The organism is Streptomyces chengmaiensis, from assembly GCF_029846775.1.
In the GTDB taxonomy this organism is placed as follows: Bacteria; Actinomycetota; Actinomycetes; order Streptomycetales; family Streptomycetaceae; genus Streptomyces; species Streptomyces chengmaiensis.
This window is the reverse complement of record NZ_JARWBG010000090.1, coordinates 1-18,202: the sequence shown is the minus strand read 5'-3', so window position 1 is coordinate 18,202 and position 18,202 is coordinate 1. Positions and strand designations below refer to the sequence as shown.

The window sequence follows — 18,202 nt, the reverse complement described above, 5'->3', positions numbered from 1 at the left end:
CCGCGGCCTGGCACGGAACCGGGCCCGCGTCGGGGCCGTGGGGCCGGGCGGCCCCGCCGCGGCGTCGGACGCGGTCCGGCGGCACACCTCGGACGGCGGGCACACACGGCGCGGCGGCACACGTGGAGCGCACGGCACACCCGGGACGGCCGGCACACCCTGCGCGGCGGCACACCTGGGCGCGCGGCGCACCCGGGACGGCGGGCCGTCCGGCGCACGAGGGAGGGTCAGCGGGCGGTGGCCCTCCCCCGGACCCGGGGGTCAGCGGGCGGTGACCGACTCGGCGATCTCCGTCGCGAAGCGGGCCGCCGCCGACCGCAGCGCGCCGGTGTCGGGGCCGTGGCTGAGCACTCCGCGGCTGACGTTGGGCACCACGTGGCGCACCGCCGGGCCGAAGACTGCCGGAAGATCCGCCGCGGTCGCCCCCTGCGCTCCGATGCCAGGGGCCAGCAGCGGGCCGTTGATGTCCAGGTCGAAGGACGACAGATCGCCGAGCGTCGCTCCGACGACCGCGCCGAAGGAGCCCATCGGGCTGTCGCCCGCGTTCTCCTCGGCCAGGTGGGCGAGCATGGTCGCCCCGATGGAGCGGCCGTCCTCCCGCACCGCGCGCTGCACCTCGGCGCCTTCGGGGTTGGAGGTGAGGGCCAGGACGAACAATCCGGAGCCGCTGTCCCGCGCCAGGTCGACAGCCGGCTTGAGCGAGCCGTAGCCCAGGTACGGGGAGACCGTCAGCGCGTCCGAGAAGAGCGGTGAGTCCTTCCTGAGATAGGTCTCGGCGTAGGCCGCCATCGTGGAGCCGATGTCTCCGCGCTTGGCGTCCATCAGCACCAGCGCGCCCGCGTGCCTGGCCTCCGCGACGGCCTTCTCCAGCACCGCGACCCCGCGGGAGCCGAACCGCTCGAAGAACGCGGACTGCGGTTTGAGCACGGCTACCCGGTCGGCGAGCGCTTCGACGACCGTGCGGGTGAAGCGCTCCAGGCCGGCGATGTCGTCGTTCAGACCCCAGTCGCTCAGCAGCGAGGCGTGCGGGTCGATGCCGACGCACAGCGGACCGCGGTCGTCCATCGCACGGCGCAGCCGGGCGCCGAAGGGTGCGTCGGGTGCGGTGGTCTCCGCGGCGGTCATGCGGCGGCTTCCTTCCTGGTGTCGGCGCCGACGGCGTCGGCGAGGGTGGCGTACGGGGCGGCCTTGAGCCGCGCGGCGAGGCCCTTGTGGATCGCGCGGGCATAGCCGGGGCCCTCGTAGATGAAGGCGCTGTAGCCCTGGACGAGGGTGGCGCCGGCGAGGATGCGCTGCCAGGCGTCCTCGGCGTTCTCGATGCCCCCGACGCCGACGAGGACGAGGCGGTCGCCCACGCGCACGTAGAGCCTGCGGAGCACCTCGAGGGACCGTTCCTTGAGGGGCGCGCCGGAGAGCCCGCCGGCCTCCTGGACCAGGTCGGGGGCGGACGTCAGCCCCAGGCCGTCGCGGGCGACGGTGGTGTTGGTGGCGATGATGCCGTCCAGCCCGAGCTCGACGGCGAGGTCGGCGACGGCGTCGACGTCCTCGTCCGCGAGGTCCGGGGCGATCTTGACGAGCAGCGGGACGCGGCGGGAGGTGACCGTGCGGTCGGCGGCCTTGCGTACGGCGGTGAGCAGCGGGCGCAGCGACTCGGTCGCCTGGAGGTTGCGCAGTCCGGGCGTGTTGGGCGAGCTGACGTTGACGACGAGGTAGTCGGCATACCGGGCGAGCCGCTCGGTGGAGGTGACGTAGTCGGCGACGGCCTCCGCCTCGGGGACTGCCTTGGTCTTGCCGATGTTGACGCCGACGACGGTCCTGAAGACGGCGTCGCGGCGGGCGAGGCGGTCGGCGACGGCCGCGGAGCCCTCGTTGTTGAAGCCCATTCGGTTGATCAGCGCGCGGTCCGGCACCAGCCGGAAGAGGCGCTTCTTCGGGTTGCCGGGCTGGGGCTGCGCGGTGACCGTGCCGATCTCGACGTGGTCAAAGCCGAGCATCGCCATGCCGTCGATCGCGACGGCGTTCTTGTCGAACCCTGCGGCCAGGCCGAAGGGGCCGTGCATGCGCAGTCCGAGCGCCTCGGTCCGCAGCTCCCTGTAGCGGGGCGCGAGCAGGGCCGCGACAAAGGTCCGCAGCACGGGGACGCGGGCGGCCAGCCGGATCCACCGCATGGCCATGTGGTGGGCCTGCTCGGGGTCCATCCGCCGGAAGACCAGGCGGAAGAAGAGTCTGTACATGAGTCGTGTCCTCGTCGGGGCGGGCCGTGGGCGGCGTCGTGGGGGGGCGCCGGTGGTTTCGGTGCCGGGTTGGGGCGGGGCGGGACGGAGCGGTGGCGGAGGTGTGTCGGGCGGATCTTTCCCCTACCGCGCCCTTTCCCGAAACTGGGGCTCCGCCCCCGTGCCCCCGTGCTGGGCGGCGGGACCGGTGCCCCGGGCCCCGGCGCGGGGCGCGGCGACTTCGCGCCGCAGGCCCAGGTACGGCCTTCGGCCGTGTCCTCAAGCGCCGGACGGGCTTGAGATAGGCCCGCCCGGGCGTTCAATCGCCGACTGAGCGGGAGTTCCGGCCCCGCCGGCGGCGCACTTCAGCCCCGCTGGGGGCACCTCCGTGGGGGTGCCCCCAGAAGGAGTCTGGGGGAGGTAGCTGGGGGGAGATTGAGGCGCAGGAGCCCGCACCATCCAACCCCGCCGACATTGGAAGCACGGGAGCCCGCACACCCAGCCCCGCTGGGGGCACCTCCGTGGGGGTGCCCCCGGACGGAGTCTGGGGGAGGTAGTTGGGGGAGATTGAGGCGCGGGGGTCCGGGGGCGGAGCCCCCGGAAACGGGGCAGGGCGCACCGGGGCCGCCTCAGTCGCGCGCCGCGGTCAGGTGTTCCGCATGTTCCTGGAGCGAGCGGACGCCGACGTCCCCGCGGTTCAGCGCGTCGATGCCCTGCACCGCCGCGGCGAGCGCCTGGACCGTCGTCAGGCAGGGCACGCCGCGGGCGACGGCCGCGGTGCGGATGTCGTAGCCGTCGAGGCGGCCTCCCGTGCCGTACGGGGTGTTGACGATGAGGTCGACCTGTCCGTCGTGGATGAGCTGGACGATGGTCTTCTCGCCTCCCGGGCCCTCGCCTTCGGACTGCTTGCGCACGACGGAGGCGTTGATGCCGTTGCGCTTGAGGACCTCGGCGGTGCCCGAGGTGGCGAACAGATCGAAGCCGTGGGCCACCAGCTCCCGCGCCGGGAAGATCATCGACCGCTTGTCGCGGTTGGCGACGGAGATGAAGGCGCGGCCCTTCGTCGGCAGCGGGCCGTAAGCGCCCGACTGCGACTTGGCGTAGGCGGTGCCGAAGACGGAGTCGATGCCCATGACCTCTCCGGTGGAGCGCATCTCCGGGCCGAGGACGGTGTCGACGCCGCGGCCGTGGATGTCGCGGAAGCGCGACCACGGCATGACGGCCTCCTTGACGGAGATCGGCGCGTCCAGCGGCAGCGTGCCGCCGTCGCCGTTCGCCGGGAGCAGCCCCTCGGCGCGCAGCTCGGAGATGGTCGCGCCCAGCGAGATGCGGGCGGCGGCCTTCGCCAGCGGCACGGCGGTCGCCTTGGAGGTGAAGGGGACGGTGCGGGAGGCGCGGGGGTTGGCTTCCAGCACGTACAGGATGTCGCCGGCCATGGCGAACTGGATGTTGATCAGTCCGCGGACGCCCACGCCCCGGGCGATGGCCTCGGTGGAGGCGCGCAGCCGCTTGACGTCGAATCCGCCGAGGGTGATCGGGGGCAGGGCGCAGGCGGAGTCGCCGGAGTGGATTCCGGCTTCCTCGATGTGCTCCATGACGCCGCCGAGATAGAGCTCGTGCCCGTCGTAGAGGGCGTCGACGTCGATCTCGATGGCGTCGTCGAGGAAGCGGTCGACCAGGACCGGACGGTCCGGGCTGATCTCGGTGGACTCCGCGATGTACGCCGACAGCCGGGCCTCGTCGTACACGATCTCCATGCCGCGGCCGCCCAGGACGTACGAGGGGCGGACGAGGACGGGGTAGCCGATCTCGTCGGCGATGGCCTTGGCCTCGGCGAAGGTGGTGGCGGTGCCGTGCTTGGGTGCGGGCAGCCCGGCCTCGGCGAGGACTCGGCCGAACGCTCCGCGGTCCTCTGCGGCGTGGATGGCCTCCGGGGAGGTGCCGACGACGGGCACGCCGTTGTCCTTGAGCGCCTGGGACAGGCCCAGCGGGGTCTGGCCGCCGAGTTGGACGACGACGCCCGCGATCGGCCCGGCCAGCGATTCCGCGTGGACGATCTCCAGGACGTCCTCCAGGGTGAGCGGCTCGAAGTAGAGCCGGTCGGAGGTGTCGTAGTCGGTGGAGACGGTCTCCGGATTGCAGTTGACCATCACGGTCTCGTATCCGGCGTCGGAGAGAGCGAAGGAGGCGTGGACGCAGGAGTAGTCGAACTCGATGCCCTGGCCGATGCGGTTCGGCCCGGAGCCCAGGATGATCACTGCGGGCTTGTCGCGCGGCGCGACCTCGGTCTCCTCGTCGTAGGAGGAGTAGAAGTACGGGGTCCTGGCGGCGAACTCGGCGGCGCATGTGTCGACCGTCTTGTAGACCGGGCGGATGCCGAGGGCGTGCCGGACCTCGCGGACGACGTCCTCGCGCAGCCCGCGGATCTCGGCGATCTGCGCGTCGGAGAAGCCGTGCCGCTTGGCCTCGCCGAGCAGCTCGGGCTCGAGCTTCTCGACGGCGGCCAGCTCGTCCGCGTACTCCTTGATCAGGAAGAGCTGGTCGACGAACCACGGGTCGATGCGGGTGGCCTCGAACACCTCCTCGGGGGTGGCGCCGGCGCGGATGGCCTGCATGACGGTGTTGATCCGGCCGTCGGTGGGGCGGGCCGCCTCACGGAGCAGCTCCGCCTTGTCCCCGGGGTCGCCGGTGAACGAGAACTGGCTGCCCTTCTTCTCCAGGGAGCGCAGCGCCTTCTGCAGCGCCTCTGTGAAGTTGCGGCCGATGGCCATGGCCTCGCCGACCGACTTCATGGTGGTGGTCAGCGTGTCGTCGGCGGAAGGGAACTTCTCGAAGGCGAACCGCGGGGCCTTGACCACGACGTAGTCGAGCGTGGGCTCGAAGGAGGCCGGGGTCTCCTGGGTGATGTCGTTGGGGATCTCGTCGAGCGTGTAGCCGACGGCCAGCTTGGCGGCGATCTTGGCGATGGGGAAGCCGGTGGCCTTGGAAGCCAGGGCGGAGGAGCGGGAGACGCGGGGGTTCATCTCGATGACGATGACCCGGCCGTCCTCGGGGTCGACCGCGAACTGGATGTTGCAGCCGCCGGTGTCGACGCCGACCTCGCGGATGACGGCGATGCCGATGTCGCGCAGGATCTGGTACTCGCGGTCGGTCAGCGTCATCGCGGGCGCGACGGTGATGGAGTCGCCGGTGTGCACGCCCATCGGGTCGAAGTTCTCGATGGAGCAGACGACCACGACGTTGTCGTGCTTGTCGCGCATCAGCTCCAGCTCGTACTCCTTCCAGCCGAGGATGGACTCCTCCAGGAGCACCTCGGTGGTGGGAGAGAGCGTCAGGCCCTGGCCCGCGATGCGGCGCAGCTCGTCCTCGTCGTGGGCGAAGCCGGAGCCCGCGCCGCCCATGGTGAAGGAGGGGCGGACGACGACGGGGTAGCCGCCGAGCTGCTCGACGCCCTCGAGGACCTCGTCCATCGAGTGGCAGATCACCGAGCGTGCGGACTCGCCGTGGCCGATCTTGGCGTTGACGGCGTCGACGACCAGCTTGAACTGGTCGCGGTCCTCGCCCTTGTGGATGGCCTCGACGTTGGCGCCGATCAGCTCGACGCCGTACTTGTCGAGGGTGCCGTTCTCATGGAGGGAGATGGCGGTGTTGAGGGCGGTCTGGCCGCCGAGGGTGGGCAGGAGCGCGTCCGGGCGCTCCTTGGCGATGATCTTCTCGACGAACTCCGGGGTGATCGGCTCGACGTAGGTGGCGTCGGCGATCTCCGGGTCGGTCATGATCGTCGCGGGGTTGGAGTTCACCAGGATGACCCGCAGGCCCTCGGACTTGAGAACGCGGCAGGCCTGGGTGCCGGAGTAGTCAAACTCTGCTGCCTGGCCGATGACGATCGGGCCGGAGCCGACGACCAGGACGGACTGGATATCGGTGCGCTTAGGCACGCTCGGCCTCCATCAGGGCTGTGCTCATCAAAGACGTGAAGCGGTCGAAGAGGTACGCGGCGTCGTGCGGGCCTGCGGCCGCTTCCGGGTGGTACTGGACGCTGAAGGCCGGCTGGTCGAGCAGCTGGAGGCCCTCCACCACGTTGTCATTGAGGCAGACGTGGGAGACCTGGGCGCGGCCGTAGGGGGTGTCGGAGATCTTGTCGAGGGGCGCGTCGACGGCGAATCCGTGGTTGTGGGCGGTGACCTCGACCTTTCCGGTCGTACGGTCCTGCACCGGCTGGTTGATGCCCCGGTGGCCGTACTTGAGCTTGTAGGTGCCGAAGCCCAGGGCGCGGCCGAGGATCTGGTTGCCGAAGCAGATGCCGAACAGCGGCGTCCTGCGCTCCAGGACGGCCTTCATCAGGGCGACGGGGCCGTCGGCGGCAGCGGGGTCGCCGGGGCCGTTGGAGAAGAACACTCCGTCCGGGTTGACGGCGTATACGTCCTCGACGGTGGCCGTGGCGGGCAGGACGTGCACCTCGATGCCGCGTTCGGCCATCCGGTGCGGGGTCATGCCCTTGATGCCGAGGTCGACCGCGGCGACGGTGAACTTCTTCTCGCCGATCGCGGGGACGACATAGGGCTCCTTGGCGGCGACCTGCTCGGAGAGGTTCGCGCCCTTCATCTCGGGGGCCTGGCGCACCTCGGCGAGCATGGTGCCCTCGTCGGGCAGTGCGTTGCCGGAGAAGATGCCGACGCGCATCGCGCCGCGCTCGCGCAGATGGCGGGTCAGCGCGCGGGTGTCGACTCCGCTGATGCCTACGACGCCCTGGCTGCGCAGCTCCTCGTCGAGGCTGCGCCGGGCGCGCCAGTTGGAGGGGACGCGGGCGGGGTCGCGCACGACATAGCCGGACACCCAGATGCGGGAGGACTCGGGGTCCTCGTCGTTGACGCCGGTGTTGCCCACGTGCGGGGCGGTCATCACGACGACCTGACGGCAGTACGACGGGTCGGTCAGGGTCTCCTGGTAGCCGGTCATTCCGGTGGAGAACACGGCCTCGCCGAAGGTCTCCCCCACAGCCCCGTAAGCGCGGCCGCGGAAGATGCGGCCGTCCTCCAGGACGAGTACGGCGGGCGTCTTTGGACTCTTGGCGAATCCGGTCATGGGGTTTCCTCCCGGCTGATGCGGTGCGTGTTGGCCGCCGGGCTGGCGGTAACGGCCTGTGGAGCTGGTGTGAGACCCCGGCTCGGGTGAGTCCCGGGGGCAGTCGGCTGTGAAGCGGAAAGGGCCCTCGGGCGACTGTGGGCGGCTCCGCCGCAAGGTGGGGTGGAGATCAACGTGCGGCGCCTTCCGCTTCGGTGTGCGGCACATCGCCTCGGGTGAGCCGCTTCACGGCTGCCACCCAGGCCGCGTGCTCCGCCGCCCGGTCGGAGCGGAAGCCGGAGTCGATCAGCTTGTCGCCGTGCTCCCAGGTGACGATCAGAAGCCCGCCCTCGGGAAGGACCTTCCCGGCGATGCCCTTGTCGAGCCTGGCTCCGCGCAGGGCGGCGGCCGGGACGAGGAAGTCGTGCGCCCCGGGGCGCACGACGGCGATCCCGGCGCCGGTGAGGCTGAGCTCGACCCGGCTGCGGGAGCCGAGGCCGCGTGCCACGATCCGGTCGAGCCACTGGCCGGCCGTCGTCGAGCCGTGGTAGCGGCCGCTCATCCTCAGTGTCGGCTCGCCGGGCTCGTCGGGCACTCCGGGAAGCTCCGGCAGGCCCGACTGGAGCTCGGAGCGCCACTTCCAGCCCTGGCGCATCAGCCAGTAGACGAGGGCGACGAAGAGCAGCAGTCCGGCGACCCAGCCGAGGCGGGCCGCCCAGTCGGTGACTTCGGCGGACTGCCGTTCGGCGGCGAGGGTGATCAGCGGTGCAGGTGTCACGCCAGCTTCCCGTCCATGAGCGNTCAGCGGTGCAGGTGTCACGCCAGCTTCCCGTCCATGAGCGTCGCACGGCCCCGCAGGAAGGTGTGGGTGACGCGACCCGGCAGCTCACGGCCCTCGTAGGGGGTGTTGCGGCTGCGGGAGGCGAAGCCCGCGGGGTCCACGGCCCCACGGTATGCCGGATCGACGAGGGTGAGGTTGGCGGGCTCACCTGCCGAGACGGGCCTGCCGTGGCCTTCGGCGCGCCCGATGCGGGCCGGGGTGAAGGACATCCGGTCGGCGACGCCGGCCCAGTCGAGCAGCCCGGTCCTGACCATCGTCTCCTGGACGACGGACAGGGCGGTCTCCAGGCCGACCATGCCCATGGCGGCCGCGGCCCACTCGCAGTCCTTGTCCTCGTGCGGGTGCGGGGCGTGGTCGGTCGCCACGATGTCGATCGTGCCGTCGGCTAGGGCCTCGCGCAGCGCCATGACGTCGCGCTCGGTCCGCAGCGGCGGGTTGACCTTGTAGACGGGGTTGTAGCTGCGCACCAGCTCGTCGGTGAGGAGCAGATGGTGCGGGGTGACCTCGGCCGTGACGTCGATGCCGCGGGACTTGGCCCAGCGGACGATCTCGACCGACCCCGCGGTCGACAGATGGCAGATGTGGACGCGGGAGCCGACGTGCTCGGCGAGCAGCACATCCCGGGCGATGATCGACTCCTCGGCGACGGCGGGCCAGCCGCCGAGGCCGAGCTCCGCGGAGACGACGCCCTCGTTCATCTGGGCGCCCTCGGTCAGCCGCGGCTCCTGGGCGTGCTGGGCGACCACCCCGCCGAACGCCTTTACGTACTCCAGCGCCCGGCGCATGATCACGGCGTCGTCGACGCACTTGCCGTCGTCGGAGAAGACGGTCACTCCGGCGGTGGATTCGTGCATGGCGCCCAGCTCGGCGAGCTTCTTGCCCTCCAGGCCCACGGTGACCGCGCCGATGGGCTGGACGTCGCAGTAGCCGTGCTCCTTGCCGAGCCGCCAGACCTGCTCGACGACGCCGGCGGTGTCGGCCACTGGGAAGGTGTTGGCCATGGCGAAGACGGCCGTGTAACCGCCGGAGGCGGCCGCTCGGGTGCCGGTCAGCACGGTCTCGGAGTCCTCGCGGCCGGGCTCGCGCAGATGGGTGTGCAGATCGACCAGGCCGGGCAGCAGGATCTGCCCCTCGGCGTCGACGATCTGTGCGCCGTCGGCGCTCAGCCCGGTCCCGACGGACTCGATGGTCTCGCCGTCGATCAGGACGTCCTGCGGCTCGCCGCCCAGCACCTTCGCGCCGCGGATCAGGATCTTGCTCATGGTTACTTGCTCTCCTCGGTACGGGACGAAGCGGCGGGGGCGGCGGCGACGGCGGGTTCATTGCCGCCGAGCAGCAGGTAGAGGACGGCCATGCGGATGGACACGCCGTTGGCGACCTGCTCGACCGCGGTGCAGCGCCCGGAGTCGGCGACCTCGGCGGTGATCTCCATCCCGCGGTTCATCGGTCCCGGGTGCATCACGACTGCGTGCTCGGGCATCTTCGCCATCCGGTCGCCGTCCAGGCCGTAGCGGCGCGAGTACTCGCGCTCGGTGGGGAAGAAGGCCGCGTTCATCCGCTCGCGCTGCACACGCAGCATCATCACGGCGTCGGACTTGGGCAGCACCTGGTCGAGGTCGTAGGCGACCTCGCAGGGCCAGGTCTGCACGCCGACCGGCACCAGGGTGGGCGGGGCCACCAGGGTGACGTGCGCGCCGAGCGTGGCCAGCAGATGGACGTTGGAGCGGGCTACGCGGCTGTGCAGCACATCGCCGACGATCGTGATCCGGCGGCCGTCGAGCCCCCGTCCCAGGCCATCGTCGGGGCCGATGAGGCGGCGGCGCATGGTGAAGGCGTCCAGCAGCGCCTGGGTGGGATGCTCATGGGTGCCGTCGCCCGCGTTGACGACCGAGCCGTCGATCCAGCCTGAGGTGGCGAGCCGGTAGGGGGCGCCGGAGGCGTGGTGGCGGATGACGACGGCGTCGGCGCCCATCGCCTCCAGGGTGAGCGCGGTGTCCTTGAGGGACTCGCCCTTGGAGACCGATGAGCCCTTGGCGGAGAAGTTGATGACGTCGGCGGAGAGCCGCTTGGCGGCGGCCTCGAAGGAGATCCGGGTGCGGGTCGAGTCCTCGAAGAAGAGGTTGACGACGGTGCGGCCGCGCAGAGTGGGCAGCTTCTTGATCGGCCGGTCGGCGACCCGGGCCATCTCCTCGGCGGTGTCGAGGATGAGGACGGCGTCGTCGCGGGTGAGGTCGGCGGCCGAGATGAGGTGACGCTTCATCTTGGTGTGCTCCGGTGTGTGGCGGATCGGGCGTCCGGGGGCGCCCCGTGGGCATGCCGGTGCGCCGGGTGGGCGCGCGGAAGGGTCCGTGGGCGTGGGCCCGGCGGGCCGGCGGCCTGTGCAGGGCCGCACGGCCGGGCTACTGCTCGCGGACCGGGGCGGTCTCGGCGGGCTCGCGGAGGCCGAGCAGCACGGTGTCGCGCCCGTCCTCCTCGGCGAGCTGGACCTTGACCGTCTCCCGCAGCGACGTGGGGAGGTTCTTGCCGACGTAGTCGGCGCGGATGGGCAGTTCGCGGTGACCGCGGTCGACGAGCACGGCGAGCTGGACGGCGCGGGGCCGGCCGATGTCGCCGAGGGCGTCGAGGGCGGCGCGGATGGTGCGCCCGGAGAAGAGCACGTCGTCGACGAGGACGACCAGGCGTCCGTCGACGCCGTCGCCGGGGATCTCGGTGCGCGCCAGGGTGCGCGCGGGCCGCATCCGCAGGTCGTCGCGGTACATGGTGATGTCGAGGGAGCCGACCGGGATGCCGCGTCCGGTGATGGCTTCGAGCTTGTCGGCCAGCCGGCGGGCCAGGAAGACGCCGCGGGTCGGAATGCCGAGGAGCACCACGTCGTCGGCGCCCTTGGCACGTTCGACGATCTCGTGGGCGATGCGGGTCAGCACCCGCGCGATGTCGGGCGCCTCCAGAACGGGGCGTGCCGCCGCGTCGGAGCGCTGCTGTGCGTCCATGTGGAAACGGACCTCCTTCTCCGCCTCACGGGACGGACCTTAAAGGACGTCGGAATTGCGCTGCCCAGCTTAGCAGGGCCCCAGGTCGGCGCGGATACACCCCCATAGAGGGACCCGCTGTGGACCATTCGACTTGACGCGCATAAGTAACGCTGCGTAACCTCACAGTGAGTGACCAGCCGCGCGGCGGAGCCGCACGTCGATACAGCGTCCGGGGAGCTATATGTCCAGCGAATACGCAAAGCAGCTCGGGGCCAAGCTCCGCGCCATCCGCACCCAGCAGGGCCTGTCCCTCCACGGAGTGGAAGAGAAGTCCCAGGGCCGCTGGAAGGCTGTGGTGGTCGGATCCTATGAACGCGGCGACCGCGCCGTGACCGTACAGCGTCTGGCCGAGCTGGCGGACTTCTACGGCGTTCCGGTGCAGGAGCTTCTTCCCGGCACCACGCCGGGCGGGGCCGCCGAGCCGCCGCCGAAGCTCGTTCTCGACCTGGAGCGCCTGGCCCATGTGCCGGCCGAGAAGGCGGGACCGCTTCAGCGTTATGCCGCCACGATCCAGTCCCAGCGCGGGGACTACAACGGAAAGGTGCTGTCGATCCGTCAGGACGATCTGCGCACCCTTGCGGTGATCTATGACCAGTCGCCCTCGGTGCTCACCGAGCAGCTCATCAGCTGGGGCGTGCTGGACGCGGACGCGCGCCGCGCCGTCGCCCACGAGGAGAGCTGACGCCGACGGCGTCACCATCTGGAGAAACGTCACGTCGTCAGGGCGGGCCCGCATGGTGCGGACCCGCCCTGACGCGCGTCCGGACGTCCTGCCGGGATCCGGACGGCCTACCGGGATACTGCCTCGCCCCGGACCCGGATATGCCCCGAGCCCCGAATGCGCCAGGCCCGCGGCGGAAGACCGTCTCGTCTTCCGCCGCGGGCCTGTGTGCAGGCTTTGCCGGCGGCGCCGCCGGACCGGCCGACCGGCCGTGCCCTGCGTCTCGTCAGTCGCGGCGCAGGCTCGGCTTGAGCTCCTTGAAACGGCCCAGCAGGCCGTTCACAAACGAGGGGGACTCGTCGGTGGAGAACTCCTTCGCGAGCTGCACCGCCTCGTCGATCACCACCGCGTCCGGCGTCTCGTCCACCCACACCAGTTCATACGCCCCGAGCCGCAGGATGTTGCGGTCGACGACCGGCATCCGGTCGAGCGTCCAGCCGACCGCGTAGGAGGCGATGAGCTCGTCGATCCGGTCGGCGTGCGCCGCGTATCCCTCGACCAGCTCCATCGTGTACTCGCCGACCGGCGGCTGCCGGTCGTCGGTCCGTGAGTGCCGCACCCAGTCGGCGAGGACCGTCTGCACGGTCGCCCCGCGCTGGTCGGCCTCGAAGAGGATCTGGAAAGCGCGCTTACGGGCCTTGTTCCGGGCAGCCACTGTTAGCTGTTCACCCGGCCGAGGTAGTCGCCGGAACGGGTGTCGACCTTGATCTTCTCACCGGTGGTGATGAAGAGCGGGACCTGGATGGTGTAGCCGGTCTCCAGCGTGGCGGGCTTGGTGCCGCCGGTGGAGCGGTCGCCCTGGACGCCCGGCTCGGTCTCCTTGATCTCCAGCTCGACGGCGGCCGGCAGCTCGACGTAGAGCACCTCGCCCTCGTGTGTGGCGACGGTGGCCTCGAAGCCCTCGATCAGGAAGTTGGCGGCGTCGCCGACGGCCTTGCGGTCGACGTGCAGCTGGTCGTAGGTCTCCATGTCCATGAAGACGAAGTAGTCGCCGTCCATGTAGGAGAACTGCATGTCGCGGCGGTCGACGGTGGCCGTCTCGACCTTCACGCCGGCGTTGAACGTCTTGTCGACGGTCTTGCCGGAGAGCACGTTCTTGAGCTTGGTGCGCACAAAGGCCGGGCCCTTGCCGGGCTTGACGTGCTGGAACTCGATGACGGACCAGAGCTGGCCGCCTTCGAGCTTGAGCACCATGCCGTTCTTGAGGTCGTTCGTGGAAGCCACGGTTGCGGAATCTCCTGGACTGACGCTGGTGGACGACGAAGGGACGCGCGCGCAGGCGGTGCCGGCGGGGCCGGCGAGAGCTAGAGCGCGAGCAGCTCCTTGGTCGTGATGGTGAGTAGCTCGGGTCCGCCGTCCGCCTCCTGGCGTACGACGAGCGTGTCATCGATCCGGACCCCGCCCCGGCCCGGGAGGTGGACCCCCGGTTCGACGGTGACCGGCACACAAGCGTCCAGTTTACCCATGGCGACAGGCGTCAGCTGCGGGTCCTCGTCGATTTCGAGCCCGACCCCGTGACCGGTGGCGGCAGAGAGGCCGTCGCCATGGCCGGCGGCGTCCAGGATCTGCCGGGCCGCTCGATCGACATCGCGGCAGGCCGCGCCCGGAACGAGGGCCTCCCTGCCCGCCCGCTGCGCGGCGAAGACCAGGTCGTACAGCTCGATCTGCCAGTCGGCCGGGGTCGTGCCGATGACGAACGTACGGCCGATCTCGCAGCGGTAGCCGCGGTAGTCGGCGCCGAGGCAGACGGTGAGGAAGTCGCCCTCCTCGACACGGCGGTCGCTGGGGCGGTGGGCGGCGCGGCCGGAGTTGGGGCCGGTCGCGACGGAGGTCGGGAAGGCGGGGCCGTCGGCGCCGTGATCGACGAGACGGCGCTCGAGTTCGAGCGCCAGATGCCGTTCCGTGCGGCCCACCAGGATGGACTCCAGGAGTTCGCCCAGGGCCTGGTCGGTGATCTCCGCGGCGATCCGCAGACAGGCGATCTCCTCCTCGTCCTTGACGAGGCGGAGCTGCTCTACGGAGTGACCGATGTCGGTGAGCCGGATGCGGGGGGCGACGGAGCGGACCGCGCGGTGGCGGGCGACGGTGAGGTGATGCTCCTCCACGGCCAGGGAGTCCGCGCCCGCGGTCCGCGCGAACTCCGCGCCGGCGACGGCCGGGTCGCCGGCGGAGCCGGGCAGGACGGCGACTCGGAGGGCTTCGTCTGGGCGGCCGTCCGCCGAGTCGGCCGTGTACGGGCAGAGCAGGACGTCCTCGCCCGGGCCGAGGAGGAGGACGGCGCCGTGCGGGGCCGCGCCTGCGAGATAGCGGACGTTGGCGGGGCGGGAGACGAGCACGGCGCCGCCGCCGTTCGCCGCGCACTGCTCACGGAGCCGACCGCGCCGTACGCCAAACACCTCTCCCATGGCCCCGAGCCTACGAGCCTGAGGCCCACGCGTCGCGCGGACCACCCCCGACAGGGTGCGACATGGCCCCCTTCGGGGGCCCGGGCGGGGGTTCTCCCCCCACCCGCCCTCCGAATATCCGGGGGCTCCGCCCCCGGACCCCCGCGCCTCAATCGCCGGCGGGGCTGGTTTCTGGCCCTCCACACCTCGGGGGTCGGCAAGGCCACTTTCCGGCCCCCCACACCTCGGGGGTCGGCAAGGCCGCTTTCCGGCCCCCCACACCTCGGGGGTCGGCAAGGCGTGATTGTGCAGGCCCTCGCGCCTCAAACGACAGCGGGCTGGAATTTGGCGCAGCCAAATCAAGCCCGTCGGGGGCACGTCTGTGGGGGTACCGCGCCGGACGGAGGCTTGGGGGACATGGCTGGGGGAGCTGAAGACACCGCCTTCAGGCGGTGCGAGGGGTCTGGGGGCGGAGCCCCCAGTGACGGGGAGTGGGGTCCCCCACGCCCCCAGGGCGTAGGGGGCGGGTCGGGGAGAGCAAACCGCCTACCAGGACGGCGGGCTCGCGATCGCGCGGGCCAGGACGTCGTCGAGCGCTCTCGCCGTCGTTTCCACGTCATACGTGGAGTTGTCGATGATCGGGAGGCCGGAGCCGTACCAGCCCGCCATGCGGCCGTGGATGCCCGCGACCTCCTCGTCGGAGAGGCGGCGGTTGCCGGTGCGTTCGGAGTTGCGTTCGAGGACGATGTCGAGACCGGGGAGCAGCACGACCGGCAGCAGCCCGGGGCCCACATGCCGCTTCCAGCCGCCGAGGCCGACGACCGGGCGGTCGGGAAAGACGGCGTCGTCGAGGATGCAGGAGATGCCGTTGGCGAGGAAGTTGCGAGCGGCGAAGCCGCAGGTGCGGCGGGCCAGGCGGTACTGGGCCTCGGAGTTGTCGGTCCAGCCGGACTGGGGGTCGGCGAAGCCGGAGCAGACCCATTCCCGTACGTCGTCGAGGCTGATGTGCGCGGTGGGCACGGGACGGTTCGTCGCCCAGTGGCGGGCCACCGTGGTCTTGCCGGCGCCGGCGGGGCCGATCAGCAGGACGGCCAGCGTGGCCGTGCCGGTGGTGCCGGTCTCCCCGGGGGAGGAGGCAGGGCCGGCGGCCGGGACCTGGGCGGAGGGGGGCTGCCCGGCTATCGGGACCGGCCCGCCCGGCGCCAGCGGGACATGCCCGGTCGCCCCCGGAACCGGCGGAGCCGGAGGCGGCGGCCCCGGATGCCGGGCGCCGTGTGCCCAACCCGACGACCCCTGCCCCGGCCCGTGGGGCGGCGGCAGCGGAGCTCCCACTGCATGCTGCATCCGGTGCCACTCCGTCTCATACGACGACAACTCGCTGGTCAGGCGGCCCGATACGGGCCGCCGTTATCGAATCTACATCCCCTGGCCGATGGAGTGGGAACGGCCGGGGGGTTTACGCAGACGTCCAAGGCCGCCTGTCAGACGGACAGTTCCTCGGCCAGGGCCCGCAGCGCCAGCCGGTAGGAGCCGATTCCGAAGCCCGCGATCGTCCCGCTGGCGACGGCGGCCACCACCGAGGTGTGGCGAAAGGCCTCCCGTGCGTAGGGATTTGAGATGTGCACCTCGATCAGCGGCGCGGTCCGCTGGGCGGCCGCGTCCCGCATCCCGTACGAGTAGTGCGTGAAGGCGCCGGGGTTGAGGACCACCGGAAGGGCGCCGTCCGCGGCCTCGTGCAGCCAGCGGATCATCTCGCCCTCGTCGTTCGTCTCCCGTACGTCGACGTCAAGGCCGAGCTCCTTGCCGAGCGCCTGGCAGGTCTCCACCAGGCCCGCGTAGGAGGTCGCGCCGTAGACGTCGGGTTCACGGGAGCCGAGTCGTCCGAGGTTGGGCCCGTTGAGGACCAGGACGCGCCGGGTCATGCGGACACCTCCCCGTACGCGGCGAGCAGCACGGCCGGGTCGGGGCCCTCCAGCACGGCGGGCTTGGCCAGTCCGTCGAGCACGATGAAGCGCAGCAGATTTCCGCGGGACTTCTTGTCGACCTTCATGGTCTCCAGGAGCTTGGGCCACTGGTCACCGCGGTAGGTGAGCGGCAGGCCGACGGCCTCGAGGACCCGGCGGTGCCGGTCCGCGGTGGCGTCGTCCAGACGTCCCGCCAGCCGTCCGAGCTCCGCGGCGAAGACCATGCCGACGGAGACTGCCGCGCCGTGCCGCCACTTGTAGCGCTCGTTCTTCTCGATGGCGTGGGCGAGCGTGTGGCCGTAGTTGAGGATCTCCCGCAGGCCGGACTCCTTGAGGTCGCTGGAGACGACCTCGGCCTTGACCCGGATGGACCGCTCGATCAGCTCGGCCGTGTGCGGCCCGGCAGGCGTCCGGGCGCCCTCGGGGTCGGCCTCGATCAGGTCGAGGATCGCGGGGTCGGAGATGAAGCCCGCCTTGATGATCTCGGCGAGCCCGGAGACGTAGTCGTTCACCGGAAGCGAGTCCAGTGCGGCCAGGTCGCACAGCACCCCGGCGGGCGGGTGGAAGGCCCCGACGAGGTTCTTTCCCTCGGCGGTGTTGATGCCGGTCTTGCCGCCGACCGCAGCGTCCACCATGGCCAGGACGGTGGTCGGCAGCGCGATCCAGCGCACTCCGCGCAGCCAGGTGGCGGCCACGAACCCGGCGAGGTCGGTGGTGGCCCCGCCGCCCACGCCGACGATCACATCGGTGCGGGTGAAGCCGGTCTGACCGAGCGCTTTCCAGCAGTACGCGGCGACCTCTGCGGTCTTGGCCTCTTCCGCGTTGGGCACCTGGATCGCGATGGCCTCGTAGCCGTGTGCGGCGAGGTCCTCGCGGATGGCCTCACCGGTCTCCGCGAGCGCCTCGGGGTGCAGCACGGCCACGCGCCGGGTCTGGTTCCCGATCAGTCCGGGCAGCTCGCCCAGCAGCTGCCGGCCGACCAGCACCTCGTACGGATCCGAGCCCTCCGAGCCGCCGACCTGGATACGGGTCACAGCCTCGTCCGTCATTCGTCCTTCAGCTCCAAAGCGTCGAGGACCGCCTCTGCGACCTCTTCGGGGGTGCGTTCATCGGTGGCCACTTCGGCGCGGGCCACCTCGGTGTAGAGAGGGCGGCGCGCCTCCATCAGCTCGCGCCACTGCTTGCGCGGGTTGACGGCGAGCAGCGGGCGTGCCTTGTTGAGTCCGGTGCGCCGGACGGCCTCTTCGACGCCGAGCGACAGGTACACGACCGGCAGCCCGGACAGCAGCGCCCGGGTGCCCGGGTCGAGGATCGCGCCGCCGCCGAGGGAGAGGACGCCGGAGTGCTCCGCGACGGCGGTCCGCACGGCTTCGCGCTCCAGGGCGCGGAAGTGCGGTTCGCCGTCCTCGACGAAGATGTCGGAGATCGGCCGGCCCTCGGCCGCCACGATGTCGGCGTCGGTGTCCCGGCAGGCCACACCGAGGCGTGCGGCCAGGAGTCCGCCCACCGTCGATTTGCCGGAGCCCATGGGCCCGACGAGGACGATCAGCGGGCCGCTCACCGGATCTGGAGGTTGTCGAGGTAGGACCGGACGTTGCGGCGGGTCTCGGCCACGCTGTCGCCGCCGAACTTCTCCGCCACCGCGTCCGCGAGGACCAGCGCGACCATCGCCTCGGCCACGATCCCGGCCGCCGGCACAGCACACACATCGGACCGCTGATGATGCGCGGCAGCCGCCTCACCCGTGGTCACATCCACCGTCCTCAACGCCCGCGGCACCGTCGCGATCGGCTTCATCGCCGCCCGCACGCGCAGCAGCTCGCCGGTCGTCAAACCGCCCTCCGTGCCGCCCGAACGACCCGAGGTCCGCTTGATGCCCTCCCCCGTCCGGACGATCTCGTCATGGGCCTTGGAACCGGGCACCCGCGCAAGACCGAAGCCATCGCCGACCTCCACACCCTTGATGGCCTGGATGCCCATCAA

At 71.4% G+C, this 18,202-nt stretch carries 17 protein-coding genes; 1 reads left to right on the top strand and 16 read right to left on the bottom strand.

Features of this window, described 5'->3' with window-relative positions:
• Positions 1 to 261: 261 nt before the first annotated feature.
• From pyrF to pyrR, 8 genes are all read right to left on the bottom strand, one after another.
• Positions 262 to 1,125, bottom strand: a complete 864-nt coding sequence (pyrF, locus tag QCN29_RS35210; RefSeq protein WP_279933292.1) for an orotidine-5'-phosphate decarboxylase — start codon at positions 1,123 to 1,125, stop codon at positions 262 to 264.
• The gene (locus QCN29_RS35205; RefSeq protein WP_279933291.1) at positions 1,122 to 2,234 is read right to left on the bottom strand and encodes a quinone-dependent dihydroorotate dehydrogenase; all 1,113 of its coding nucleotides are present in this window, start codon (positions 2,232 to 2,234) and stop codon (positions 1,122 to 1,124) included. The genes pyrF and QCN29_RS35205 overlap by 4 nt, the downstream gene beginning before the upstream one ends.
• A gap of 608 nt (positions 2,235 to 2,842) precedes the next feature.
• Positions 2,843 to 6,151, bottom strand: coding sequence for a carbamoyl-phosphate synthase large subunit (gene carB / locus QCN29_RS35200; protein ID WP_279933290.1), 3,309 nt, complete (start codon positions 6,149 to 6,151; stop codon positions 2,843 to 2,845).
• On the bottom strand, positions 6,144 to 7,298 hold the full coding sequence (gene carA / locus QCN29_RS35195) for a glutamine-hydrolyzing carbamoyl-phosphate synthase small subunit (RefSeq protein WP_240140042.1): 1,155 nt from the start codon (positions 7,296 to 7,298) through the stop codon (positions 6,144 to 6,146). Before carA ends, carB begins: the two co-directional genes overlap by 8 nt.
• A 169-nt stretch (positions 7,299 to 7,467) precedes the next feature.
• On the bottom strand, positions 7,468 to 8,055 hold the full coding sequence (locus tag QCN29_RS35190) for a PH-like domain-containing protein (RefSeq protein ID WP_279933289.1): 588 nt from the start codon (positions 8,053 to 8,055) through the stop codon (positions 7,468 to 7,470).
• A gap of 38 nt (positions 8,056 to 8,093) precedes the next feature.
• Positions 8,094 to 9,380 (bottom strand): dihydroorotase, encoded by a 1,287-nt coding sequence (locus QCN29_RS35185; RefSeq protein WP_279933288.1) that lies wholly within the window; start codon positions 9,378 to 9,380, stop codon positions 8,094 to 8,096.
• Between the two features lie 2 nt (positions 9,381 to 9,382).
• On the bottom strand, positions 9,383 to 10,378 hold the full coding sequence (locus QCN29_RS35180; protein WP_279933287.1) for an aspartate carbamoyltransferase catalytic subunit: 996 nt from the start codon (positions 10,376 to 10,378) through the stop codon (positions 9,383 to 9,385).
• 139 nt (positions 10,379 to 10,517) lie between these two features.
• On the bottom strand, positions 10,518 to 11,108 hold the full coding sequence (gene pyrR / locus QCN29_RS35175; RefSeq protein ID WP_279933286.1) for a bifunctional pyr operon transcriptional regulator/uracil phosphoribosyltransferase PyrR: 591 nt from the start codon (positions 11,106 to 11,108) through the stop codon (positions 10,518 to 10,520).
• 223 nt (positions 11,109 to 11,331) lie between these two features.
• On the opposite strand from pyrR, the gene bldD reads away from it, so the two are divergent.
• Positions 11,332 to 11,832, top strand: a complete 501-nt coding sequence (gene bldD, locus QCN29_RS35170) for a transcriptional regulator BldD (protein ID WP_030607052.1) — start codon at positions 11,332 to 11,334, stop codon at positions 11,830 to 11,832.
• 265 nt (positions 11,833 to 12,097) lie between these two features.
• Here bldD and nusB read toward each other — a convergent pair whose 3' ends face one another.
• The 8 genes from nusB to QCN29_RS35130 all read right to left on the bottom strand — a co-directional run.
• A complete protein-coding gene (gene nusB / locus QCN29_RS35165) occupies positions 12,098 to 12,526 on the bottom strand; it encodes a transcription antitermination factor NusB (protein WP_240140047.1) in 429 nt (142 codons plus the stop codon).
• Positions 12,527 to 12,528: 2 nt separating this feature from the next.
• A complete protein-coding gene (gene efp, locus QCN29_RS35160; RefSeq protein WP_240140048.1) occupies positions 12,529 to 13,095 on the bottom strand; it encodes an elongation factor P in 567 nt (188 codons plus the stop codon).
• Positions 13,096 to 13,175: 80 nt separating this feature from the next.
• The gene (locus QCN29_RS35155) at positions 13,176 to 14,276 is read right to left on the bottom strand and encodes an aminopeptidase P family protein (RefSeq protein WP_279933282.1); all 1,101 of its coding nucleotides are present in this window, start codon (positions 14,274 to 14,276) and stop codon (positions 13,176 to 13,178) included.
• Between the two features lie 525 nt (positions 14,277 to 14,801).
• Entirely contained in the window at positions 14,802 to 15,599 is a 798-nt protein-coding gene (locus QCN29_RS35150; protein ID WP_279933280.1) for an AAA family ATPase, read from the bottom strand.
• Positions 15,600 to 15,736: 137 nt separating this feature from the next.
• On the bottom strand, positions 15,737 to 16,177 hold the full coding sequence (gene aroQ / locus QCN29_RS35145; protein ID WP_240140051.1) for a type II 3-dehydroquinate dehydratase: 441 nt from the start codon (positions 16,175 to 16,177) through the stop codon (positions 15,737 to 15,739).
• Positions 16,174 to 17,268: a 3-dehydroquinate synthase gene (gene aroB, locus QCN29_RS35140; protein ID WP_279933278.1), complete on the bottom strand. Its 1,095-nt coding sequence runs from the start codon at positions 17,266 to 17,268 to the stop codon at positions 16,174 to 16,176. Before aroB ends, aroQ begins: the two co-directional genes overlap by 4 nt.
• Positions 17,265 to 17,780 (bottom strand): shikimate kinase, encoded by a 516-nt coding sequence (locus QCN29_RS35135; protein ID WP_279933276.1) that lies wholly within the window; start codon positions 17,778 to 17,780, stop codon positions 17,265 to 17,267. Before QCN29_RS35135 ends, aroB begins: the two co-directional genes overlap by 4 nt.
• Positions 17,777 to 18,202 (bottom strand): chorismate synthase (locus QCN29_RS35130; protein ID WP_279933274.1); only part of this gene is annotated, 426 nt, incomplete at its 5' end. The genes QCN29_RS35130 and QCN29_RS35135, both read right to left, overlap by 4 nt.